Origin of the sequence: Paraburkholderia eburnea (assembly GCF_002917095.1) — a bacterium.
Classification (GTDB): Bacteria; Pseudomonadota; Gammaproteobacteria; order Burkholderiales; family Burkholderiaceae; genus Paraburkholderia; species Paraburkholderia eburnea.
Window position 1 is genome coordinate 25,933 of the sequence record NZ_PQGA01000023.1, and the last position, 22,454, is coordinate 48,386.

At 64.2% G+C, this 22,454-nt stretch carries 22 protein-coding genes and 1 tRNA gene; 11 read left to right on the forward strand and 12 right to left on the reverse strand.

The features are described 5' to 3' along the window. Positions 1–126 precede the first annotated feature (126 nt). A complete protein-coding gene (locus B0G62_RS26905; RefSeq protein ID WP_103707224.1) occupies positions 127–636 on the forward strand; it encodes a peroxiredoxin in 510 nt (169 codons plus the stop codon). 255 nt (positions 637–891) lie between these two features. Continuing rightward, complete coding sequence (lpxC, locus tag B0G62_RS26910; RefSeq protein WP_103707225.1) at positions 892–1,809, forward strand: UDP-3-O-acyl-N-acetylglucosamine deacetylase; 918 nt, start codon at positions 892–894, stop codon at positions 1,807–1,809. A 71-nt stretch (positions 1,810–1,880) separates the two neighbouring features. Here lpxC and B0G62_RS26915 read toward each other — a convergent pair whose 3' ends face one another. Further along, positions 1,881–2,402, reverse strand: a complete 522-nt coding sequence (locus tag B0G62_RS26915; RefSeq protein ID WP_103707226.1) for a DciA family protein — start codon at positions 2,400–2,402, stop codon at positions 1,881–1,883. Between the two features lie 382 nt (positions 2,403–2,784). Here B0G62_RS26915 and secA point away from each other — a divergent pair, with 382 nt between their 5' ends. From secA to B0G62_RS26935, 4 genes are all read left to right on the forward strand, one after another. Then, on the forward strand, positions 2,785–5,589 hold the full coding sequence (secA, locus tag B0G62_RS26920; protein ID WP_103707227.1) for a preprotein translocase subunit SecA: 2,805 nt from the start codon (positions 2,785–2,787) through the stop codon (positions 5,587–5,589). 182 nt (positions 5,590–5,771) lie between these two features. Next, positions 5,772–7,013, forward strand: a complete 1,242-nt coding sequence (gene argJ, locus B0G62_RS26925) for a bifunctional glutamate N-acetyltransferase/amino-acid acetyltransferase ArgJ (RefSeq protein WP_103707228.1) — start codon at positions 5,772–5,774, stop codon at positions 7,011–7,013. 31 nt (positions 7,014–7,044) lie between these two features. Continuing rightward, a complete protein-coding gene (locus B0G62_RS26930) occupies positions 7,045–7,917 on the forward strand; it encodes an ATP-binding protein (RefSeq protein ID WP_103707229.1) in 873 nt (290 codons plus the stop codon). After that, a complete protein-coding gene (locus B0G62_RS26935) occupies positions 7,914–8,333 on the forward strand; it encodes an NUDIX domain-containing protein (RefSeq protein ID WP_103707230.1) in 420 nt (139 codons plus the stop codon). Before B0G62_RS26930 ends, B0G62_RS26935 begins: the two co-directional genes overlap by 4 nt. A gap of 94 nt (positions 8,334–8,427) precedes the next feature. Here B0G62_RS26935 and B0G62_RS26940 read toward each other — a convergent pair whose 3' ends face one another. From B0G62_RS26940 to B0G62_RS26970, 7 genes are all read right to left on the reverse strand, one after another. Next, positions 8,428–8,625 (reverse strand): DNA gyrase inhibitor YacG, encoded by a 198-nt coding sequence (locus B0G62_RS26940; protein WP_103707231.1) that lies wholly within the window; start codon positions 8,623–8,625, stop codon positions 8,428–8,430. Positions 8,626–8,721: 96 nt separating this feature from the next. Then, positions 8,722–9,477, reverse strand: a complete 756-nt coding sequence (gene zapD, locus B0G62_RS26945) for a cell division protein ZapD (RefSeq protein ID WP_103707232.1) — start codon at positions 9,475–9,477, stop codon at positions 8,722–8,724. 186 nt (positions 9,478–9,663) lie between these two features. After that, positions 9,664–10,266, reverse strand: a complete 603-nt coding sequence (gene coaE, locus B0G62_RS26950) for a dephospho-CoA kinase (RefSeq protein WP_103707233.1) — start codon at positions 10,264–10,266, stop codon at positions 9,664–9,666. Between the two features lie 12 nt (positions 10,267–10,278). Next, positions 10,279–11,244 carry a prepilin peptidase gene (locus B0G62_RS26955; RefSeq protein WP_103707234.1) on the reverse strand — a complete coding sequence of 322 codons (966 nt, stop codon included), beginning with the start codon at positions 11,242–11,244 and terminating at the stop codon, positions 10,279–10,281. Between the two features lie 28 nt (positions 11,245–11,272). Next, positions 11,273–12,505 carry a type II secretion system F family protein gene (locus B0G62_RS26960; protein WP_103707235.1) on the reverse strand — a complete coding sequence of 411 codons (1,233 nt, stop codon included), beginning with the start codon at positions 12,503–12,505 and terminating at the stop codon, positions 11,273–11,275. Beyond that, complete coding sequence (locus B0G62_RS26965) at positions 12,502–13,695, reverse strand: GspE/PulE family protein (protein WP_244193388.1); 1,194 nt, start codon at positions 13,693–13,695, stop codon at positions 12,502–12,504. Before B0G62_RS26965 ends, B0G62_RS26960 begins: the two co-directional genes overlap by 4 nt. 227 nt (positions 13,696–13,922) lie before the next feature. Continuing rightward, positions 13,923–15,248: an HlyC/CorC family transporter gene (locus B0G62_RS26970; protein ID WP_103707237.1), complete on the reverse strand. Its 1,326-nt coding sequence runs from the start codon at positions 15,246–15,248 to the stop codon at positions 13,923–13,925. Positions 15,249–15,562: 314 nt separating this feature from the next. Here B0G62_RS26970 and B0G62_RS26975 point away from each other — a divergent pair, with 314 nt between their 5' ends. Next, the gene (locus tag B0G62_RS26975) at positions 15,563–16,210 is read left to right on the forward strand and encodes a hypothetical protein (protein WP_103707238.1); all 648 of its coding nucleotides are present in this window, start codon (positions 15,563–15,565) and stop codon (positions 16,208–16,210) included. 197 nt (positions 16,211–16,407) lie between these two features. On the opposite strand, the gene B0G62_RS26980 is transcribed toward B0G62_RS26975, so the two are convergent. Then, positions 16,408–16,484: transfer RNA gene (locus tag B0G62_RS26980), tRNA-Pro, on the reverse strand. Positions 16,485–16,523: 39 nt separating this feature from the next. After that, positions 16,524–17,516: a polyprenyl synthetase family protein gene (locus B0G62_RS26985; RefSeq protein ID WP_103707239.1), complete on the reverse strand. Its 993-nt coding sequence runs from the start codon at positions 17,514–17,516 to the stop codon at positions 16,524–16,526. A gap of 263 nt (positions 17,517–17,779) precedes the next feature. On the opposite strand from B0G62_RS26985, the gene rplU reads away from it, so the two are divergent. The 4 genes from rplU to proB all read left to right on the forward strand — a co-directional run bounded on the left by rplU (position 17,780) and on the right by proB (position 20,921). Continuing rightward, complete coding sequence (gene rplU, locus B0G62_RS26990; RefSeq protein WP_007180329.1) at positions 17,780–18,091, forward strand: 50S ribosomal protein L21; 312 nt, start codon at positions 17,780–17,782, stop codon at positions 18,089–18,091. Positions 18,092–18,117: 26 nt separating this feature from the next. Continuing rightward, positions 18,118–18,381: a 50S ribosomal protein L27 gene (rpmA, locus tag B0G62_RS26995; protein WP_103707240.1), complete on the forward strand. Its 264-nt coding sequence runs from the start codon at positions 18,118–18,120 to the stop codon at positions 18,379–18,381. 218 nt (positions 18,382–18,599) lie between these two features. Beyond that, entirely contained in the window at positions 18,600–19,727 is a 1,128-nt protein-coding gene (cgtA, locus tag B0G62_RS27000; RefSeq protein WP_103707241.1) for an Obg family GTPase CgtA, read from the forward strand. Positions 19,728–19,802: 75 nt separating this feature from the next. After that, positions 19,803–20,921, forward strand: coding sequence for a glutamate 5-kinase (gene proB / locus B0G62_RS27005; RefSeq protein ID WP_103707242.1), 1,119 nt, complete (start codon positions 19,803–19,805; stop codon positions 20,919–20,921). Positions 20,922–21,034: 113 nt separating this feature from the next. Here the strand turns inward: proB and B0G62_RS27010 are convergent, their stop codons facing one another. Further along, entirely contained in the window at positions 21,035–21,598 is a 564-nt protein-coding gene (locus B0G62_RS27010) for a CNP1-like family protein (RefSeq protein WP_103707243.1), read from the reverse strand. Positions 21,599–21,750: 152 nt separating this feature from the next. Next, positions 21,751–22,434 carry an RNA pyrophosphohydrolase gene (locus tag B0G62_RS27015; RefSeq protein WP_103707244.1) on the reverse strand — a complete coding sequence of 228 codons (684 nt, stop codon included), beginning with the start codon at positions 22,432–22,434 and terminating at the stop codon, positions 21,751–21,753. Positions 22,435–22,454: the final 20 nt, after the last annotated feature.

Sequence of the window (22,454 nt, forward strand, 5' to 3'; positions counted from 1 at the left end):
GCCCGGCAGGGACGCGTGCCCGCCGCGTTTTGACACGCGGCACGGCATATGCGCCGTGGTTTTCGACGTGATATCGCACGGAATGGCGAGCGCAAGCGCTTTGCACATCGATGTGAAGGACGAGTGATGATCAAACAGGGTGAGACGCTGCCCGACGCCACGCTCTTCGAATTGATCGAAGACGAGCGCGCGGGCTGCACGCTGGGGCCGAACAGCTTCAGCGTGCGCGAGCAAACGGCGGGCAAACGCGTGGTGATCTTCGGATTGCCGGGCGCGTTTACGCCCACGTGCTCCGCGAAACACGTCCCGGGTTATGTCGAGCAGTACGAAGCGTTCCGCGCGGCGGGCATCGACGAAATCTGGTGCGTGTCCGTCAACGACGCGTTCGTGATGGGCGCGTGGGGGCGAGATCAGCGGACCTCGGGCAAGGTACGCATGATGGCCGACGGCAGTGCGGCGTTCACTCGTGCACTCGGTCTGGAGCAGGATCTGTCGGCGCGTGGCATGGGCATCCGGTCCCAGCGCTACGCCATGGTGATCGACGACGGCGTGGTCAAGACGCTGAACGTCGAGGCACCCGGCAAATTCGAAGTCAGCGATGCCGCGAGCCTGCTCGCCACGTTGAGCCCGACATGAGCGCTTTAGCCGCGCTCGCGTTGCCGCAACGCAACGAGCCGGCAGGGTAAATGTGACGGGCTGTTACTACCAGCCGTGCGGGCCGATGGCCGGGAACGCCTCCGTTCCGGCCATCGGCCCGTCGTCCATCGCAGGGGAGTAACAAGGGGAAACAGATTGTCACGCCCGGGACGACGACGCACTTGCCATACTTGGAGTATAATTCCCGCTATGAGTTAAAAAGTCCCGATTGGGATTTTCAATGAGCAGAACACTATGTTGAAGCAGCGAACCATCAAATCGATCGTGAAGACGGTCGGCATCGGCCTGCACTCGGGCCGCAAAGTCGATCTGACGCTACGCCCGGCGGCGCCGGACACGGGCATCGTGTTTTCGCGCGTGGATTTGCCGACTCCGGTGGACATCCCCGCGTCGGCGATGGCGATTGGCGATACGCGCCTCGCCTCGGTGCTGCAGAAGGACGGCGCGCGTGTCTCGACGATCGAGCACTTGATGTCCGCGTGCGCGGGCCTTGGCATCGACAACCTCTATATCGACGTGACCGCGGAAGAAATCCCGATCATGGACGGCAGCGCATCGTCGTTCGTGTTCCTGATCCAGTCGGCGGGCATCGAAGAGCAGAACGCGCCCAAGAAGTTCATCAAGGTGAAAAAGACGGTGGAAGTGCGCGAAGGCGACAAATTCGCGCGTCTCGATCCGTTCTTCGGCTTCAAGCTCAAGTTCACCATCGATTTCCGTCATCCGGCCGTCGACAAAACGGGCCAGGCGCTCGAAGTCGACTTCGCGAACACCTCGTACGTGCGTGAAATCGCGCGTGCCCGCACCTTCGGCTTTGCGCATGAAGTCGAAATGATGCGCGAACTGGGTCTCGCGCGCGGCGGCAGCATGGACAACGCGATCGTGCTGGACGAGTACCGCATCCTGAACAACGACGGCCTGCGTTACGACGACGAGTTCGTGAAGCACAAGATGCTCGACGCGATCGGCGACCTCTACGTGGTCGGCCATCCGCTGCTGGCGTCGTACGATGCGTACAAGTCGGGCCACGGCCTGAACAACGCGTTGCTGCGCGAACTGCTGGCGCACGAAGACGCGTACGAAATCGTTACGTTCGACGACACGCAAAAAGCGCCGCGCGGCTTCGCCTACGAGGCGCAAACGGCGTTTGCCTGATCGGCATCAAGCTGGCGATCAAACGAAAAAGGGTGGCTTATGCCACCCTTTTTTCATTTTGCGCAGCTTTTCTAGCGTCGCTTCAAATGCCGCGCGGCCATTTTTGCCAGCGCTTCCTGCAGCGGTGACGGCGGCAGGCTTTCGCTGAGCGTGGCCAGTGCCGCGGCGCCGGCGGGCGTCATGCGGGCCTGCTTCGGCTGCGGCGGCTCCTTCACGGCCTGCGGGCGCACGCGGATGCGCACGCTGGTCAACGCCCAGCCGCGCGCCTGCAATTCGGTCACGAGGCGCGGCTCCAGATGCCGCAGCCGCGCGGCGAGCGCGTTGTGCGCGGCAAACAGGGCCAGCGTGCCGTCCTTGATGAAACCCGGTTCCACGCTCGCGGCCAGATAGTCGGGCAGCAGCGCATTGAGGTCGCGCTGGATCGCCGCGATCTGCTCGACGCCCGCGCGCAGCGGCGCGAACGCGTCGGTGCGGCTCAGGACTTCGGCGAGCGGCTGGGGCGCGCGCGGCGCCTTGCCCGGCGTGCGCGTATTGCGCTGCGCGCGTGGCGCGGCGGGGGCGCCCGGCCTTGAAAACGGCGAGAAACGGCTCATGTGGCGAGTAGAGGTGCGCGCGCGGGCTGCGCGGCGTGAATGTCATTGTAGCCTGCGCGTTTTGCCTCGACGCGCCTTGTCCTGTTCTCGCCCCGTTGCCGGACTTTCGCGATGCCGCCCGAAAAAGGGCAGCGCGATCGGCCGGCAAGAACGGCTGGCGAGGCGCGTCGGCGCGGGCGTTGCGCGCAACATCCATCACGGCCTTGACACGGGCGGTGCCCAGGGTGCGTGCTAAAATGCCCGATTCGAATCCACCAATTTGGGCTTAAGCCGCCGAGGTCCTTCCTGGCAGGGTGTGTGGCGCAAAACGTATGCAAACCAGTCTGTTTGCAACGCGCCGTGCAGCCATCCCGGCCGAAGCCGCGACGCAGACACCGATCCGATGACCACCGGTTTCTTACAGAAAATCTTTGGCAGCCGCAATCAGCGCCTGATCAAGCAATATCAGAAGACGGTCGCGGCGATCAACGCGCTCGAACCGACCATCGAGCAATACACCGACGAGCAACTGCGCGCCAAAACCGTTGAATTCCGCGAGCGCGTGGCCAATGGCACGTCGCTCGACGAGCTGCTGCCCGAAGCCTTCGCTGTCTGCCGCGAGGCGAGCAGGCGCGTGCTGAAGATGCGCCACTTCGACGTCCAGCTGATCGGCGGCATGGTGCTGCATTACGGCAAGATCGCCGAAATGCGCACGGGCGAGGGCAAGACGCTCGTCGCCACGCTGCCCGTGTACCTGAACGCCCTGTCGGGGCGCGGCGTGCACGTGGTCACGGTGAACGACTACCTCGCTCAGCGCGACGCCGAGTGGATGGCGCGTCTCTATAACTTCCTGGGTCTTTCCGTCGGCATCAATCTGTCGCAGATGGACCACGGCATGAAGCAGGAAGCCTATAACGCCGACATCACCTACGGCACGAACAACGAGTTCGGCTTCGACTATCTGCGCGACAACATGGTCTACGAGACCGAGGCGCGCGTGCAGCGTGCGCTGAACTTCGCCGTGGTCGACGAAGTGGACTCGATCCTGATCGACGAAGCGCGTACGCCGCTCATCATCTCGGGCCAGGCCGAAGACCACACCGAACTCTACGTGCGCATGAACGCGCTGCCGCCGCTGCTCGAACGCCAGATCGGCGAAGAGAAGGCCGACGGCACGGGCGTGGAAAAGCCGGGCGATTACACGCTCGACGAAAAGGCGCGTCAGGTGTTCCTGACCGAAGCGGGCCACGAAAAGGCCGAGCGTATGCTCGCCGAGTGGGGCCTGATCGGCCAGGGCGAGAGCCTCTACGCGCCGCAGAACATCACGCTGATGCATCATGTGTACGCCGCGCTGCGCGCGCACACGCTGTTCTTCAAGGATCAGCATTACGTGGTGCAGAACGGCGAAGTCGTGATCGTCGACGAATTCACGGGCCGCCTGATGGCCGGCCGCCGCTGGTCGGACGGCCTGCACCAGGCCGTGGAAGCGAAGGAACACGTCAAGATCCAGAGCGAGAACCAGACGCTCGCCTCGATCACGTTCCAGAACTACTTCCGCATGTACGCCAAGCTCTCGGGCATGACGGGTACGGCGGATACCGAAGCCTACGAATTCAACGAGATCTACGGCCTGGAAACGGTCGTGATCCCGACCAACCGCGTGCCCAAGCGGATCGACAAGCAGGATCAGATCTACAAGACCGCGAAGGAGCGTTACGACGCGGTGATCCGCGACATCCGCGACTGCCACGAGCGCGGTCAGCCGGTGCTGGTCGGTACGACCTCGATCGAAAACTCGGAAGTGCTCTCGCATCTGCTCACGAAGGCGGGCCTGCCGCATGACGTGCTCAACGCGAAGCAGCACGGACGCGAAGCGGCCATCGTCGCCGAAGCCGGCCGTCCGAAGCGCATCACCATCGCCACCAACATGGCGGGCCGCGGCACCGACATCGTGCTGGGCGGCAACGTCGAGAAGCAGGCCTCGTTCATCGAAGCCGACGATGCGATCCCCGCCGACGAAAAGGCGCGCCGCATCCAGCAACTGCACGACGAATGGCAGACGCTGCACGATCAGGTGAAGGCCGCGGGCGGTCTGCATATCATCGGCACCGAGCGTCACGAGTCGCGCCGTATCGACAACCAGCTGCGCGGCCGTGCGGGCCGTCAGGGCGATCCGGGTTCGTCGCGCTTCTATCTGTCGCTCGAAGACCCGCTGCTGCGCATTTTCGCGGGCGACCGCGTGCGCGCCATCATGGACCGCCTGAAGATGCCGGAAGGCGAGGCGATCGAGGCGGGCATCGTCACGCGTTCGATCGAATCGGCGCAGCGCAAGGTCGAAGCGCGCAACTTCGACATCCGCAAGCAACTGCTCGAATACGACGACGTGTCGAACGACCAGCGCAAGGTGATCTACCAGCAGCGCAACGAACTGCTCGAAGCGCATGACATCACCGAAACCATCGGCGCGATGCGTCATGGCGTGATCACGGACATCGTGCGCCAGTACGTGCCGCACGGCAGCATCGAAGAGCAGTGGGACGTGCCCGAGCTCGAGGAAATCCTGCGCAACGAATGGCAGCTCGACCTCGCGATCCAGGAAATGATCAACGAGTCGTCGTCGATCGACGCGGACGAAATCCTCGAAGCCGTGATCGCCGCCGCCGACGAAGCCTACGAGCAGAAGGTGGCGCTCGTGGGCCGCGAATCGTTCAGCGCGTTCGAGCGCTCGGTCATGCTGCAGACGCTCGACCGCAGCTGGCGCGAACACCTTGCCGCGCTCGATCACCTGCGTCAGGGCATCCATCTGCGCGGTTATGCGCAGAAGAACCCGAAGCAGGAATACAAGCGCGAGGCGTTCGAACTGTTCGCCGCCATGCTCGACGCCGTGAAGCAGGAAGTCACGCGCATCGTCATGAACGTGCAGATCCAGTCGCCGCAACAGCTCGAAGAAGCCGCCGAGCAGATGGAAGAGCAGGGCGGCCATCTGGAGAACGTCGAGTTCCGTCACGCCGAATTCGCGGAAACGGGCGCCGAAGCCGCACCCGTTGCAGCCGCCGCACCGGTGGCGGATGCCGCCGCCGCGATGGTCGGCGCCGCCATGAGCCATGATGCGCTGGGCGCCGACGGCGTGCCGAAGGTCGGCCGCAACGACCCGTGCCCGTGCGGCAGCGGCAAGAAGTACAAGCAGTGCCACGGCAAGATCGCGTGATGGAGCGCGGCGGCGTGCGTATCGATCGATGTACGTCGATCCCCGCGCCGTCCGATCCATGACGCGCTTGCGCGTTGATTCCGGTGGCCCGCTCTCCATGGCGGGCCTTGCGTTTTGAATCCCGATGCCGGCCAGGTTGACAGACGTCGCGGCCGGCATTGCCTTTTCGACAGGTCGCCATCATGGCTGTCAATTTCCCCTCGATCGAACCCGCACAACTTCATCCGGTCGCCGGCGTGACGCTCGGCTGGGCAGAAGCCCATATCCGCAAGCCCAACCGCAAGGACGTGCTGGTGATTTCCGTCGATGAAAGCGCGAGCGTCGCGGGCGTGTTCACGCTCAACCGCTTTTGCGCCGCGCCGGTGACGGTGTGCCGCGAAAATCTCGCGAAGGTGCGCGAGGGCGGCAAGGGCATCCGCGCGCTGGTCATCAACACGGGCAACGCGAACGCGGGCACGGGCGAGCCGGGCATGAAGCACGCGCGCGAAACCTGCGATGAACTTGCGCGCCTCGCGGGCATCGAGCCGTCGCAGGTGCTGCCGTTCTCGACGGGCGTGATTCTCGAACCGCTGCCGATCGAGCGCCTGAAGGCGGGCCTGCCCGCCGCGCTCGCCAACCGCAAGGAAGCGAACTGGTACGACGCCGCGCAGGCGATCATGACGACCGACACGCTGCCGAAGGCGGCGTCGCGCCAGGTCACGATCGACGGCCACACGGTCACGCTCACCGGCATCAGCAAGGGCGCGGGCATGATCAAGCCGAACATGGCGACCATGCTGGGCTTCCTCGCGTTCGACGCGAACGTCGCGCAGCCGGTGCTCGACGAACTCGTCAAGCATGTGGCCGACCGCTCGTTCAACTGCATCACGATCGACGGCGATACCTCGACCAACGATTCGTTCATCCTGATCGCCTCGGGCAAGTCCAGTCTGCCCGCGATCACCTCGACCGATTCGCCCGCGTACGCCGCACTGCGCGACGCCGTCACGGAAGTGGCTCAGACGCTCTCGCAGCTGATCGTGCGCGACGGCGAAGGCGCGACGAAGTTCATGACCGTGCAGGTCGAAGGCGGCAAGGACGTCGCCGAATGCCGCCAGATCGCCTACGCGATCGGCCATTCGCCGCTCGTGAAGACGGCGTTCTATGCATCGGACCCCAACCTGGGCCGAATTCTCGCTGCGATCGGCTATGCGGGCGTGACGGATCTGGACGTGGGCAAGATCGACCTGTACCTGGACGACGTGCTCGTCGCGAAGGCGGGCGGCCGCAATCCGGACTACAAGGAAGAAGACGGCCAGCGCGTCATGAAGAAGAGCGAGATCCTGATCCGCGTGGTGCTGGGCCGCGGCAACGCCGAAGCCACCGTCTGGACCTGCGATCTCTCGCACGACTACGTGAGCATCAACGCCGATTACCGTTCCTGATTCGGTTCCTGAACTCTTTACGCAAGACGCAATGGACAAGCTCGAACAGTTTCTGACCCGTGCCGAAGCGCTGCTCGGCCGCCTCGAAGCCGTGCTGCCGCCGGCGGCGCCCGATGTCGACTGGAACGCGGCGGTCGCGTTTCGCTGGCGCAAGCGCCAGGGCCGCGGCTTCCTGCAGCCGGTTCCGGCGATTTCGCTGATCTCGCTGGACGATCTGCAGAATATCGATCGTCAGAAGGACCTCATCGACCGCAACACGCGTCAGTTCGTGCAGAAGAAGCCCGCTAACAACGTGCTGCTGACGGGCGCGCGCGGCACCGGCAAGTCGTCGCTGATCAAGGCCTGCCTGAACGCCTATTCGCAGGACGGCCTGCGCCTGATCGAAGTCGACAAGGACGATCTGCACGACCTGGGCGATATCGTCGATCTGATCTCGACGCGCCCCGAGCGCTTCATCGTGTTCTGCGACGATCTTTCGTTCGAAGAAGGCGAATCGGGCTACAAGGCGCTCAAGGTGGCGCTCGATGGCTCGGTGGCCGCGCAGTCGGACAACGTGCTGATCTACGCGACCTCGAACCGCCGCCATCTGCTGCCCGAGTACATGAGCGACAACGAGTCCTACAAGCACATGCCCGACGGTGAGATTCATCCGGGCGAGGTGGTGGAAGAGAAGATCTCGCTGTCGGAACGTTTCGGTCTGTGGGTGAGCTTCTATCCGTTCAAGCAGGACGACTATCTGACGATCGTCGGACACTGGCTGCGCCACTTCGGCTGCGGCGACGCGGAAGTCGAAGCCGCGCGCGGCGACGCGCTGGTCTGGGCGCTGGAGCGTGGATCGCGCTCGGGCCGTGTGGCGTGGCAGTTTGCGCGCGACTGGTCGGGCAAGAAGGCGCAAGAGGCATGAGCGAACCAGCAAAGGATGCCGCGCAGGCGCGTCCCGTGACCGAAGTGGCCGTGGGCGTGCTGGTGCAGCCCGACGGCCGCTATCTGCTCGCACAGCGCCCCGAGGGCAAGCCCTATGCCGGCTACTGGGAATTTCCCGGCGGCAAGCTGGAAAAGGGCGAGTCGGTCGAGGCCGCGCTTGCGCGCGAACTGCACGAAGAGCTGGGTATCGACGTGAAGGCGTGCCATCGCTGGCATACGCTCGAACACGATTATCCGCACGCCTATGTGCGGCTGTACTTCTGCAAGGTCACGGACTGGACCGGCGAGCCGCATGGCCGCGAAGGCCAGGCGCTGGCCTGGCAGGCGCTGCCCGCGAGCGTCGAGCCGCTGTTGCCCGCCACGATTCCCGTGCTGGAGTGGCTGGCGGCGGAGTGACCCGCGTGAGCGGTGAAGCGTTGGCAGAAACACAAAAGCCGCTGCACGGTTGACGTGCAGCGGCTTTTTTATCTGGCGTGAACGCTGGCGGTGCTTACTGGCGCGTATCGGTGGGCGGCGCCTCGTCGTCGGGCGGCGTGTCTTCTTCATTGCCGCCGATCCGGTACTTTTCGGCGGCCCAGGCGCCCAGGTCCATCTGCTTGCAGCGTTCCGAGCAGAACGGGCGGAAACGGTTTTCCGGAACCCAGCGGACATCCTTGCCGCAGGTCGGACATTTGACGACGGTAATCATTCGGTCGACTGATCAGTAGCTGGGCGGCGCCGTTTCAGTGGCGCCGCGGTTGGCAAAAGCAGGTTCGTGCGTTGGTGTGCCCGCGTGCAAGCGTGCTTACAGGCTGCAGAGCGTGAGCTGGAACGGCACGTCCTGATCGACGGCGCGCGGGCGCAGATCGCCATCCTGAACGGTGAAACGCACCCACAACATGTATTTGTTGGCGCTCGCTTCGGGAATCACGCGCAAATCCGGTGCCACGCGCACCTGCATCAACTGATAGGTGCGGCCCGAGAGCATTTGCTGATAGCTGCCCTGCATCGCCATGACCTTCGATCCCTGGCCCGATTCGCGCGCGAGACGCAGCACGATGCTGGCGGCGTCGCGCAGCGGCAGGAGCGGCGTGACCCACTTGGCGATGTCCTGGCGGCGCTGGTCGGCGTGCAACTGCTGCCACGCGTAGTACGAGGGCAGATCGAACTTGCAGGTGCCGCCCGGAATGATCGCGCGGCTGCGGATGCTGGTGAGCCATTCGTTGTCCGCAAGATGCTGGCCGGTTTTGCCCTGCATCTGCGTGAGACCCGCGAGCGTCTGCTCGATTTCGCCGAGCACGCTCTCCAGCGCATTCTGTTCGATGCCGGGATTGCCGCGGAACGGTGCGAGCGTCTGACGCTGTCTCTCGAGCTCCTTCATCAGGTCCGACTTGAGATCGGCGCGGCCTGCGACTTCCGCGATTTCGAAGAGCGTCGTGAGCGCAACGTGATGTTCCCTCGGATCCTCCTGGGTCAGGAAAAACGTGAAGCGCTCGAACAGGTCTTCGAGGCGCAGCAGCGTCCGGATTCGCTCGTTGAAGGGATACTCGTAAAGAATCAAGCGCGCTCGCCTCGGGCGTGGTCGGTGAAGGATTGCAGCACATTCTAATGCCGTGGGTCTACCGTCGCAATCGCACTCGCCGGCACAAGGCCGTTACGTCAGTGTTTTCCTGCAGATTCCCGTAAATTTTCGCTCGCCGGGCATGACTTGTGCCCAAAAAAAGCACCCTGGCGCCGAGCCAGCGCACTACGAGCGTGCGAGCGCGAGATAACGTTGATGCAGTATTTCGACATCCTGTGCGAGTGCGTCGAGCGCGACGTCGTCATTGACGATCACGTCGTCGGCGGCGGCGAGGCGCGCTTCACGCGTGGCCTGACGCGCGATGATCGCGAGGACCTGTTCGCGCGTGAAGCCGTTGCGGGACATCACCCGCGCGATCTGCGTTTCTACGCTGCAATCGACGGTGAGCACGCGATTCACGCGTGTCTTCCACGCACCCGATTCAACCAGCAGAGGCACGACCAGGATCACATATGGGCCGTTGGCCTCGCGCGCTTCCCGTTCGGTTTCCGCGCGGATCAGCGGGTGCGTGATCGCTTCGAGGCGCTTGCGCGCGGCCTCGTCGCCGAATACGAGTGCACGCATGCGTGCGCGGTCCATAGAGCCATCGGCGGCGACGAATTCAGGGCCGAATTGCGCCGCGATTTGCGGCATGGCCATGCCATGCGGCGCGGTGACGCGATGGGCGATCACGTCCGTATCCACGAGCGGCACGCCGCGCGCCGCGAACAGATCCGCGACCGTGGATTTGCCGCTGCCGATACCCCCAGTCAATCCAACCGCAATCATCGATTCATTTCCTCACGCAAAAACGCCATAGAGCGGCGTGCCCGCAAATAGCGTGACGAACGCGCCCGCTGCCAGATAAGGGCCAAACGGTAACGGTTCCTCGAAACGCATGCGCCCGCTCAAGGTGGCGGCGATCCCGACCACGGCGCCCGCCACCGCGCTGATCACGATGATCTGCGGCAGCGCGGCCCAGCCGAGCCACGCGCCGAGTGCGGCGAGCAGCTTGAAGTCGCCATGGCCCATGCCCTCGATGCCACGCAGCAGGCGAAACAGCCAGTACACGGACCAGAGCGCGAGATAGCCCGCGACCGCGCCGACGACGGCGCTTTGCAGATCGGTGAAGGTGTCGGCGAGATTCACCAGCAGGCCGGCCCAGACGAGCGGCAGCGTGATCGCGTCGGGCAGCAGGCGATGTTCGAGATCGATCACGCTCGCGGCGATGAGCGTTGCACTCAGCGCGAACGCCGCAAGCGCCTTGCCGGTGGGGCCGAATGCGAGCAGTGCGCCTGCCGCGCAGAGTGCGCTCGCGATTTCGACGGCTGGATAGCGCAGGCTCACGCGCGTGCCGCATTGCGAGCAGCGCCCGCGCAACAGGAGCCAGCTCACCAGCGGAATGTTTTCCCACGCGCGCAGCACGTGGCCGCAATGCGGGCAGGCGCTGCGCGGCAGCCAGAGGTTGTAGCGCGTGGGCAGGCCGTCGTTGAAGAGGTCTGCGCTCGCGTTCGGCTGTTCGAGGACTTCGGCGGCGTCGGCGCGCCATGCCCGCTCCAGCATGATCGGCAGCCGGTGCACGACCACGTTGAGAAAGCTGCCGATCACGAGGCCGATCACGATCGCGAATCCCATCATCACGCCGGGCGGCAACGCAGCGAGCGCGATGGATAAGGACGAGGGCGCGTCGGGCGGCACGAGCGGCGACGCGTTGAAGGACGACGCGAATGACGTGGAAGCGGCGGAGGACGATAAAAGGACGGACATGTGCGGGAACCGTAATCTGGCAGCGATGCTACACCACGTTGCCCAGTTGAATGATGGGAAGATACATCGCGATCACAAGGCCGCCGACCAGCGCGCCGAGTACCACGATGATGAGCGGCTCGCACAGACTCGCGACGAGCGCGATCTTTTCGTCCACCTGACGGTCGGCGAGCGCGGCGACGTCGAGCAACATCGCGTCGAGCGCACCCGACTCCTCTGCGACCGCAACGGGCTGGGTCACGTCATCGGGAAAGCAGCCCGCCGAGCGCATCGCCGCAGCGAGACGTTCGCCATGCCGCAGGCGCGCGCTGATGCTGGCGCTCGCGTGATCGAAGAACGCATTGCCGCTCGCGTGGGTGAGCGAATCGAAGGCATCGGCGAGGGGCGTGCCCGCGCCCAGCAAGGTGCCGAGTGCGCGACTCCAGCGCGCGGCGCACAGCGTCGTGAGCAGTGGGCCGACGAAGGGCAGCGCGAGCGTGAGACGCCCGAAAGTCAGGCGCGCGTGCATGGAGCGGCGCAGCAATGTATGCAGCGCGAACACACCGGCGGCGGCGGTGACGGCAAAAGGCACGCTCCAGCGCGCAGCGGCCGCCGAAAGCCTCAGCACGAACTGCGTGGGCGCGGGGAGGGCCGCGCCAAAGCCGTCGAAGATCTGTTTGAAGGTAGGCACGACCCAGACCAGCAGCGCTGTTGTAATCGCGAGCGCGAGCAGCAGCACGGCTGCCGGATAGGTGAGCGCCGCACGCACCTTGGCGCGTTGCGCGGCGGCGCGTTCGCGATCGTCGGCGATACGCGCGAGAACGCTTGCGAGCGCCCCCGATGCCTCGCCGACGGCGACGAGCTGGCAGTAAAGCAAGCCGAAGCGCGCGGGATGTTGCGCCAGGGCTTCGGCAAAACGCTTGCCCGCCGTGATCTCGCGCGAGAGCGCGGCGGCGATGCGCGGTAGCCCGTGCGGCCCCGGCGCCTGGGCGAGCAGATCGAGGGCGCTTGCGAGCGGCAAGCCCGCGCGCAGGAGGCTCGCGAGCTGACGCGTGAATCGCGTGACGTCGGCTTGATTCGCGCGCGGTGGCGCGGCCGGGCCTCGCCGTTCGAGCAGCGTGGCGGTGATGCGTTCGCGCTTGAGCGCGACGCGCGCCGCCGAAGCGTCGAACGCGATCAGCGTGCCGCGCCGCGCGACGCCTGCAGCATCGAGGCCGCGCCACGCGAAGCGCGAGTCGGGTGCGGCGCGAGGGGCGTGAGGAGCGTGGGTGGGCGAAGTCATGACGCGTCCGTCGCGGCGAGTGCTTCGGCGAGACTCGTCGTACCGTCACGCACACGGGCCAGCGCGGCGTCGCGCAGCGCGGCAACGCCCTCGGCGCGCGCCTGCCGTGCGATGTCGTGCGCGCTGCGCCGCGCGACGATCATGTCGCGCATCGCGGCGCTCACGGGCATTACCTCATGAATGCCCACCCGCCCGCGATAGCCGATGCCGTGACAGGCGTCGCAGCCTTTGGCGATGAAGGGCTGTGCATCGGCTAACCCCGCTGCGCGCAGCGTTGCCGTCGATTCAGCCGAAGGCTGGCGGCACTGCGGGCACAGCCGCCGCACGAGCCGCTGCGCCGTAACCAGCCGCAGCGCTGCCGCGAGGTTGTACGGCTCGACGCCGATATCGATCAGGCGCGCGATAGCCGCAGGCGCGTCGTTGGTGTGCAGCGTGGAGAGCACGAGATGACCGGTCTGTGCAGCCTTCACCGCGACGCTGGCGGTTTCCTCGTCGCGAATCTCACCGATCATGATGACGTCCGGGTCCTGACGCAGCAGTGCGCGCAGCGCGAGCGCAAAGGTAAGCCCGGCCTTTTCGCGCACGTTGACCTGATTGATGCCTGCGAGCTGGATCTCTGCGGGATCTTCGACCGAGCAGAGATTGCGCGAGGCGTCGTTGAGCTTTTGCAGGAAGCAATAGAGCGAGAGTGTCTTGCCGCTGCCGGTCGGGCCCGTGACCAGCACGAGGCCGTGCGGCGCGCCGATCGCGGCGCTCAGTGACTCGCGCTGGGTATCGTCGAGACCGAGCGCGGTCAGCGAAAGATCGGCGGGCAACGCTTCGAGCCGGCGCAACACCAGCTTTTCGCCGTGCAGCGTGGGCAGCGAGTTCACCCGATAGTCTTCATGCGTCTGGGTTTCGCCGCGTGGCGCAAGTCTCATGCGACCGTCCTGGGGAATACGGCGCTCGGCGATGTCCATGCGCGCCAGCACCTTGATGCGCGTGACGAACGCGTCGCGCAGATGCGCGGGCGGCCGCGCGATGTCATGCAGCACACCGTCGATACGCAATCGCACGCGCCAACCTTGTTCGAGCGGCTCGACATGCAGATCGGAGGCATTGCGGCGGGCGGCTTCGCGCAGTGTGTCGGCGAGCAGGCGCACTGCGGGCGCGTCGTCGGAGGCAGCCGGCGAGGCGGGCGCTAGAGGCACGGAGGGCGCCGATGACGGGGCAGCACCGAAGCCGCGGCTTGCCGCACCATCGGCTACGCGAGCGGCGATGGCCGGCGTGCGAGTGACGCCGTGTGCAACAGAACGATCAGGAATGGAAAACATCGATTGCCGGCCCGAAGCCGCCGTGTGCGAGTGACGGCTTCATGATCGGCTGGCGCGGCTTCGCGCGCCATTCAGCCAGATGGCTAACGACGTGGAGACGTGGACTAATGACCCGGCAGCAGCTTTTTCGCCTTCTGCAGCGCGCGGGCGGATTTGCCCGGCGTCGTGCCCGGCTTGAAGAGCTTCACCGTGCGCACGGCCTGATCGTCGGCGCGCATGACTTCGAGCTTCACGTCGCCGATCTGCACGCACACGTCGCCTTCGGGAATCTCTTCGAGCACTTCGAGGATCAGGCCGTTGAGCGTCTTCGGCCCGGTGGTCGGCAGCGTGAGATGCAGCCAGCGGTTGAGTTCGCGCAAGGGCATGCTGCCTGGCACAATGCACTCGCCCTGCTCGTTCCAGCCGCCACGCCCGGTACCGCTGCGCGGCATGGTCGTGGTGAATTCGCCGATCAGTTCTTCGATGATGTCCTCGGGCGTCACGAGCCCTTCCATCTCGCCGTACTCGTTCACCACGAGCGCGATGCGGTGGCGGCTTTCCTGGAAGTACTGAAGTTGCTGGAACACGGGCGTCCCGGTGGGCACGAAATACGGTTCCGCGAGCAGTTCGCGCAGTGTTTCGCGCTCGAAATCCTGGTTGTGCAGGGCGGCCAGCGTCTTGCGAACATGCAGCACGCCGAGCACGCGATCGATATCGCCCTGATAGACGATCAGCTTGTTGTGATAGCAGGTTTCGAGCTGATGCAGGATGTCGTCGAGCGGTGCGTCGTAATCGAGCGCCTCGATGCGGCGGCGCGGAATCATCACGTCATCGACCGTGATGTTTTCGAGATCGAACAGGTTCAGCAGGATGCTGCGGTGCTTGGTCGGCATGAAGCTGCCCGACTCCAGCACGATGGTGCGCAGTTCCTCGGTCGAGAGGCGCTGATCGTGCGGCTTGTTCGTGTTGATGTGGAGCACGCGCAGGATCGCGTTCGCAAACATGTTGACGAACCAGATAACGGGCTTCGTCACGCGCATGAGCGGCGCGATCAACAGGCTGGCGGGCAGCGCGATCTTTTCCGGAAAGGTGGCGCCGACGATCTTCGGCGTGATTTCCGCGAACACGATGATGAGAAACGCGACGATGCCGGTCGCGATCGACAGCACCAGGTTGTTATGGCCGAAGGTGTGCAGCGCGATCGAGGTGGTGAGCACCGGAATGATCGTGTTGAACAGATTGTTGCCGATCAGGATGACGGAGAGCAGCAGGTCGGTGCGGGCGAGCAGCTTCTGCGTGGTTTTCGCGCCGAGCGCATTGTGGCTCGCGAGGTATTTCAGCCGATGGCGGTTGAGCGCCATCATCGCCGTTTCGGAGATGGAGAAGAAGCTGGAGCAGACGAGCAGGACAAAGACGGCGCCAATCTGCGCCCATACGGGAAGGTGGTCCACGCTTGGAGAAAGTGAGGGGAGCGGATGGGGAAACTATAACAGAGGGGTGCCGCAGGGCCGTCGCGGCGGGGAGTGCGTTGGCCGTTCGGCCAGGGCGTCCAGGTTCGCTGCCGCGATGCGCTTGCGTGGGCACCGCTTGCGCGACCGCTGATTTCGTCGTCGCGGTCCCTAAAGACTGAAGAATGGCGGCCGATATTTCACATGCCGCCCTAATTCTTGTGGCCGAAGGCGGATAAACCAAAACAATCAAATTTCTACGCGGGGCAAAATTGAAGCGAACGAGAACGAGACTCCTGATTGCGGGCGTGGCACCCGTGCTCGCACTGACCGCATGCGGTGGTGTAAATCAGTATCTGGCGGACCGCAGTGAGACCACGGAGCTGTATCACATATTTGACATCAAGACCGGCGCCGATATCGATACCGTGGCTACGGCCGCTGCCGATGGACTTGCACAGAATACAAACCGGATTCAGCAAAACCGGCCGCTGATGATGTCCACGGATATCCCGGCAAAGCCGGGAAGATTCCAGCTGGTCGATGCATCGTCCGCATTCGCGGGTACGGGCATGGGCGCATTCCTGCAAGCCGCGCAGTCCCAGGCCGGTGCGACCACCATGCGCCTGGCGAAATGCGATGGTGCTGTCTGGACGTCGAAGGCCACGCGAGCCATTCCGGGTTACAACAATCTGAATCTCTACAGCTGCCTGTACGCGTACAGGGGCGGCTATCAACTTGACGTCTACGGCGTATTCCAGAAAAGCTCCGGCGGCCTGACAGGTCTTGAGCAAGGTCTCGCTGGCAGTCTGGTTGGCACCCCTGACCAGTGGGTGAACAAGACCATTCTGGACACGGTTCGCAACATCGCGGCCGTCTCGCATGGTCAAGTCGTGCAAATCGAAGGTCAGCCCAAGATTGCCGGTGATAGCTTGCCGTGGGTGGACAAGCTCGGCACGCACTGATGTCCCGTTGCTGAAAGTCCGGGCCAGTTGCCTTCACTGGAGCGCAACTGGTCACGATTTTCACGCGATGGCTCATGCCTGAGTGGAACAGCGGCAAAGGCATTGTGCCTGCCACTAATTCGCCACCAAGGACGCGTAAAAAACAAAAAAGCCCAGCATCGGCTGGGCTTCATGTCCTTGAGTCTCAAGGGGAATTCTGGTCGGGGTGAGAGGATTCGAACCTCCGGCCTCTACGTCCCGAACGTAGCGCTCTACCAGGCTAAGCTACACCCCGAATTTTACTCCTTCACTCTTCCGGCTTGCTTCGTCTTCTTTAAGACTGGCGCGTCGTCGAGTAAGAACATAATTCTAGCAGGCTCTCTTTGTATTGGGAAGAGGGAAATGAAGAAATTGCATCCGCGGCTGCCTGGGCCTCTGCCTTCGCGCATTGGAGCGTGTGATCGAGCGCGCCCGAACGCGTGATCGCCGCGAAGATTTCGTCGAAGCGCGTGGTGCCGCCTTGCTCGATTGCTTCGCGCGCGAGCGCCGCTTCGGCGGCCGTGCCGTGCTCGATCAGCCAGATTAGCGGCAGCGTGGGCTTGCCTTCGCGCAGATCGTCGCCGGCGTTCTTGCCCATCGACTCGGCCGTGCCCGTGTAGTCGAGCCAGTCGTCCATGATCTGGAACGCCGTGCCCATGCGCCGGCCATATTCCGCCGCGGCTTCCTCGGTGCGCGCATCCGCCCCCGAAAGCACCGCGCCCAGTTGCGCCGCCGCCTCGAACAACTTGGCCGTCTTATATCGGATAACCTGCATGTAGCGTTCGGTATCGACGTCCGCATCATGCATGTTCAGGAGTTGCAGCACTTCCCCTTCGGAAATGATCGTGGTGGCCTGCGAGAGAATTTCCATCACGCGCATCTTGCCCACGCCGACCATCATCTCGAACGAGCGCGAATACAGATAGTCGCCCACCAGCACGCTGGCCGCATTGCCGAACAGCGCGTTGGCCGTCTGGCGGCCGCGCCGCAGATCGGATTCATCGACGACGTCGTCGTGCAGCAGCGTGGCGGTGTGGATGAACTCGACGACGGCCGCGAGCGTGTGGCGATGCGTGCTGCGGTCGCCGAGCGCGCCCGCCACGAGCAACAGCAGGGCCGGACGCAGCCGCTTGCCGCCCGCACTGATGATGTACTCGGAGATCTGGTTGATCAGCATCACCTCGGACGCCAGACTCTGCCGGATGACACGATTCACCTGCTCCATGTCGCTGGCGATGGGCGCAAGCAGGGTCGCTGCGCTGGGGGTAGGGGTGGCGGTGGACGACATGATGGCAAATAGAGGTAGTGCCGCGGATTATAAGGCGAATCGGCCGCGGGCCGGACGCAGCCCTGCTGTCCGGCTGATGGTTCCCTCTATTTCGGGCTTGTGGGACAAGGCGTTTGCGCCGGTCGGGAACGCCCGCCGCGCCGTGCGCAGGAACATCGGATCCGCACTTGTCAATACTTTTGACCGCGCAGCTAACTCTATGTATAATCTAAGGTTTCGGGCGCGCAGTGTGCCTGAAAAGATATTTTAGAGTGAGGTTCTCAATGTACGCGGTCATAAAAACCGGCGGCAAGCAGTACAAAGTTGCCGTTGGCGAAAAACTTAAAGTAGAACAGATACCGGCTGACATTGACGCAGAAATCACGCTCGACCAGGTGCTCGCAGTGGGCGAAGGCGAATCGATTAAGTTCGGTACGCCGCTGGTCAGTGGGGCTTCCGTCAAGGCCACCGTTGTGTCGCAAGGCCGACACGCCAAAGTGACCATCTTCAAGATGCGTCGCCGGAAGCACTACCAGAAGCATGGCGGCCACCGCCAGAACTACACCGAACTGCGCATCGACGCGATCAACGCGTAAGCGCACGCAGGTAAAGGAGCAAACAAATGGCACACAAAAAGGCAGGCGGGTCGTCACGTAACGGCCGCGACTCAGAGTCGAAACGACTTGGCGTGAAGGTGTTCGGCGGCCAGGCAATCCTCGCAGGCGGCATCATCGTTCGCCAGCGCGGTACGCGTATGCACCCGGGCCTGAACGTCGGCATCGGCAAGGACCACACGCTCTTCGCGCTGGTCGACGGCCACGTCGCTTTCACGACCAAGGGCGCTGCTAACAAGCACACCGTCAACGTCGTTCCGGTAGCAGCCTGAGTTTTCGCTGCTAGCAATCGACGCAAGGAAAGCCCCGCGAAGTTTGCGGGGCTTTTTCTTTATCTGCGCCCCCGTCCACGCGTGGGCGCAGCGCCGTTGGCCAGTCCGGTCCGCCATTGGCCATTCGGCCAGGTGGGCAGGCATGGCCCCGACGAGCACAATACGTGGGCACAATAACGATTTACCGACGATTCACCGATTACGGGACGGAGTAACGCATGAAGTTCATTGACGAAGCGAAGATCGAAGTCATCGCCGGCGATGGGGGCGATGGCAGCGCGTCGATGCGGCGCGAGAAGTTCGTCCCGTTCGGCGGGCCGGACGGCGGCGACGGCGGGCGGGGCGGCAGCGTCTACGTGATCGCCGATCGCAACATCAACACGCTGATCGACTACCGCTATACCAAGAAGCATCTGGCGCGCAACGGCGAAAACGGCCGCGGCTCGGACTGCTACGGCAAGGGCGGCGACGACATCACGCTGCGCATGCCGGTGGGCACGACCATCACCGACATGGAAACCGGCGAGTTCATCGCCGACCTGACCGAGCACGACCAGCGCGTGATCGTGGCGCAAGGCGGCGCGGGCGGCCTCGGCAACCTGCATTTCAAGTCGTCCACCAACCGCGCGCCGCGTCAGAAGACCGACGGCAAGCCCGGCGAGCGCCGTATGTTGCGGCTGGAACTGAAGGTGCTGGCCGACGTCGGCCTGCTCGGCATGCCCAACGCGGGCAAATCCACCTTCATTTCGTCGGTGTCGAACGCGAAGCCGAAGATCGCCGACTATCCGTTCACGACGCTCGCGCCGAACCTGGGCGTGGTGCGCGTGGGTCCGAGCAAGAGCTTCGTGATCGCCGACATTCCTGGACTGATCGAAGGCGCCGCCGAAGGCGCGGGCCTTGGGCACCAGTTCCTGCGCCACCTGCAGCGCACCAACGTGCTGCTGCATCTGGTCGACCTCGCGCCGTTCGACGAAACGGTCGATCCGGTCGCGGATGCGAAAGCGATCGTCGGCGAGTTGCGCAAGTACGATGAGACGCTCTATGAGAAGCCGCGCTGGCTCGTGCTGAACAAGCTCGACATGGTGCCGGAAGAAGAGCGCGCCGAACGCATCGCCGACTTCGTGAAGCGCTTCGAGTGGGACGGCCCGGTGTTCGAGATTTCGGCGCTTACGGGCCAGGGCTGCGAAAATCTCTGCTACGCGATCTACGACTACGTTTCCGCGCATTCGGATGCGCGTCGCGCAGAGGAAGCGGAAGACCTCGCCTCCGACGTGCGCTTCCGTGACGGAGTGCCGGGTCAGGCCAGTTCGGGCGGCAACGGCGTCGCGCAGGAACCGCAGGAGTAATTCACCGTTCGTGCCGGCGCGCGGGCCGCGTCGGCCGCTTCACGTGTCATCAGTCATTTGGGGAGACCGCGCAGCATGCGTTCCGTCATCGCCGATTCCCGGCGTCTGGTAGTGAAAGTCGGTTCGAGCCTCGTCACGAACGATGGCCGCGGGCTCGATCATGCGGCCATCGGCCGATGGGCCGCGCAGATCGCGGCGCTGCGCGCGCAGGGCAAGGAAGTCGTGCTCGTGAGTTCGGGCGCGATTGCCGAAGGCATGCAACGTCTGGGCTGGACCAAACGCCCGCGCGAGATCGATGAACTGCAGGCGGCCGCCGCCGTCGGCCAGATGGGCCTCGCGCAGGTCTATGAAAGCCGCTTCGCGGAACACAATATCCGCACTGCGCAGATCCTGCTGACGCACGCCGACCTCGCGGATCGCGAACGCTATCTGAACGCGCGCTCGACGCTGCTCACGCTGCTGCGGCTGGGTGTGGTGCCGATCATCAACGAGAACGACACGGTCGTCACCGACGAAATCAAGTTCGGCGACAACGATACGCTCGGCGCGCTGGTCGCCAACCTGATCGAAGGCGACGCGCTCGTCATCCTCACCGACCAGAGCGGCCTCTATACCGCCGATCCGCGCAAGGACCCGGCTGCGACGCTCGTGCAGGAAGCCGACGCCGGCAAGCCGGAACTCGAAGCCATGGCGGGCGGCGCGGGGTCGAGCATCGGCCGTGGCGGCATGCTCACCAAGATTCTCGCGGCCAAGCGCGCGGCGCATAGCGGCGCGAACACCGTGATCGCGAGCGGTCGCGAGGAAGCCGTGCTGGTGCGGCTCGCCAAAGGCGAGGCGATCGGCACGCAGCTCATCGCACGCACCGCGCGCATGGCGGCGCGCAAGCAATGGATGGCCGATCACCTGCAGGTACGCGGCCATGTCGTGATCGACGACGGTGCAGTGCAAAAGCTCACGGCGGACGGCAAGAGTCTCCTGCCTATCGGTGTGGTGGGTGTGCAGGGGGCGTTCGCGCGTGGCGAGGTGATCGCCTGCCTGAATCCTTCAGGCCAGGAAGTCGCGCGGGGCCTTACCAACTACAGCAGCGCGGAAACGAAGTTGATCCAGCGTCATCCGAGTGGCGAAATCGAAGGCGTGCTCGGCTATATGCTCGAACCGGAGCTGATCCATCGCGACAATCTCGTGCTGGTCTGAGGCCCTTCAGGTTACACAGTAAAAAAGCCGCAACAGTCGATGACTGCTGCGGCTTCTTCGTTTTCGGCTCGCGCGGATATCCGTGCGCGGCGGCGCATCAATCAGCGCATGACTCAGCGCACGAGCGTCGATTGCGTGCGGCCGAAGCGGATGTTCTCGCTGATCACCGACGCCTTCCCGATCGGCATCTTGTTCGCGCAGAAGTAGTCCTGATAAAGCCGCGACTGGTAGGCGTTGAGCTCGCCGTTCTCGATGCGCGACCAGTTGTTCGCGACGGTCTGGTCCCAGCCGTTGTGGTCGGCGTTCAGGCTCGCATAGAGGCGCCACTCGTAGGTGTCGCAGCGAATGCCTTCGTAGTTGATGTTGCGCGCGCCGTTCGGGCTGGTGATGACGATCACGTAGCGCACCACGCCGTCGGTGCCGACGGTCAGCGATGCCGGATCGACGGCGAACTTCAGCGGCGTGTTGTTCGAGACATCGAAGCCGTACAGCGTGGCATTCGGGCCGGGCAGCGCCGGCAGGCTTTCGAGCTTGTTTTCCGTCCACTCGCCCTTGCGGTCGAGCAGGTAGGTGAACGCGCTGTCGTCCTTGTTGGTGGGGCCGGAACTGCCGCACGCGGACAGCAGGACGCTACTTGCGGCCGCGGCGCACACCGCAGCAAGAGCCAATCGTTTCAAGTGATGTTTCCTTCGATGCACCGGCGCTGCGCGCACGAATGCGCGGCGCCGCGAATGCGGACCGCCGCACGCTGCGCACTGGAGTGCGCAGCGTGCGGCGGTCCGGGCGTTGGGTGCGACGTGGCGGCGGCGAACCCCGGTCAAACCGGAGATCAGCCGTGCTCGTCCGGCGCAGGCTCGATCATACTCCCCGCGGGGTCGCAGTCGCGATCCAGCGTGGCGTGATCGGTAGCGTCCACGAATGTGGCTTCGAACGCTATCTCCTGGGCGGCCTGGGCGTGCGCCGTCGCGATGAGGCGCGGGTAGCGCACCTCATGTCCGTGCGGGCCGTGCGCATTGACGCGCTCGACTCGCGGCATGGCCGGGCGTCGCAAAAATCGCGACAGTTCGGTCAGCGCCAGTTGATAGACGTCGCGCTTGAATTCGATGACCGCCTCGAGCGGTATCCAGTATTCGTTCCAGCGCCACGCATCGAACTCGGGATGCTCCGTCGCCCGCAGGCAGATATCGCAATCGCGCCCAACCATACGCAGCAGAAACCAGATCTGTTTCTGACCGCGATAATGGCCGCGCACTTCGCGCTTGATGAACTTGTCCGGCACCTCATAACGCAGCCAGTCGCGCGTGCGACCGACGATCTTGACGTGCTCCGGATGCAGACCGGTTTCTTCGTGCAACTCCCGATACATTGCCTGCATGGGGGTCTCACCATATTTGATGCCCCCTTGCGGAAACTGCCAGGAATGTTCGCGAACCCGTTTGCCCCAAAACACCTCGTTTCGCGCGTTCAAGAGGATGATGCCGACGTTCGGGCGAAACCCCTCACGATCCAGCATACAACCACCTTCGAATCCTT

Bases quoted from the DNA above. Each gene is read 5' to 3' on its own strand.
- B0G62_RS26905 (WP_103707224.1), top strand. From the start codon at position 127: ATGATCAAACAGGGTGAGACGCTGCCCGACGCCACGCTCTTCGAATTG.
- lpxC (WP_103707225.1), top strand. From the start codon at position 892: ATGTTGAAGCAGCGAACCATCAAATCGATCGTGAAGACGGTCGGCATC.
- B0G62_RS26915 (WP_103707226.1), bottom strand. From the start codon at position 2,402: ATGAGCCGTTTCTCGCCGTTTTCAAGGCCGGGCGCCCCCGCCGCGCCA.
- secA (WP_103707227.1), top strand. From the start codon at position 2,785: ATGACCACCGGTTTCTTACAGAAAATCTTTGGCAGCCGCAATCAGCGC.
- argJ (WP_103707228.1), top strand. From the start codon at position 5,772: ATGGCTGTCAATTTCCCCTCGATCGAACCCGCACAACTTCATCCGGTC.
- B0G62_RS26930 (WP_103707229.1), top strand. From the start codon at position 7,045: ATGGACAAGCTCGAACAGTTTCTGACCCGTGCCGAAGCGCTGCTCGGC.
- B0G62_RS26935 (WP_103707230.1), top strand. From the start codon at position 7,914: ATGAGCGAACCAGCAAAGGATGCCGCGCAGGCGCGTCCCGTGACCGAA.
- B0G62_RS26940 (WP_103707231.1), bottom strand. From the start codon at position 8,625: ATGATTACCGTCGTCAAATGTCCGACCTGCGGCAAGGATGTCCGCTGG.
- coaE (WP_103707233.1), bottom strand. From the start codon at position 10,266: ATGATTGCGGTTGGATTGACTGGGGGTATCGGCAGCGGCAAATCCACG.
- B0G62_RS26955 (WP_103707234.1), bottom strand. From the start codon at position 11,244: ATGTCCGTCCTTTTATCGTCCTCCGCCGCTTCCACGTCATTCGCGTCG.
- B0G62_RS26960 (WP_103707235.1), bottom strand. From the start codon at position 12,505: ATGACTTCGCCCACCCACGCTCCTCACGCCCCTCGCGCCGCACCCGAC.
- B0G62_RS26985 (WP_103707239.1), bottom strand. From the start codon at position 17,516: ATGTCGTCCACCGCCACCCCTACCCCCAGCGCAGCGACCCTGCTTGCG.
- rplU (WP_007180329.1), top strand. From the start codon at position 17,780: ATGTACGCGGTCATAAAAACCGGCGGCAAGCAGTACAAAGTTGCCGTT.
- rpmA (WP_103707240.1), top strand. From the start codon at position 18,118: ATGGCACACAAAAAGGCAGGCGGGTCGTCACGTAACGGCCGCGACTCA.
- cgtA (WP_103707241.1), top strand. From the start codon at position 18,600: ATGAAGTTCATTGACGAAGCGAAGATCGAAGTCATCGCCGGCGATGGG.
- proB (WP_103707242.1), top strand. From the start codon at position 19,803: ATGCGTTCCGTCATCGCCGATTCCCGGCGTCTGGTAGTGAAAGTCGGT.
- B0G62_RS27015 (WP_103707244.1), bottom strand. From the start codon at position 22,434: ATGCTGGATCGTGAGGGGTTTCGCCCGAACGTCGGCATCATCCTCTTG.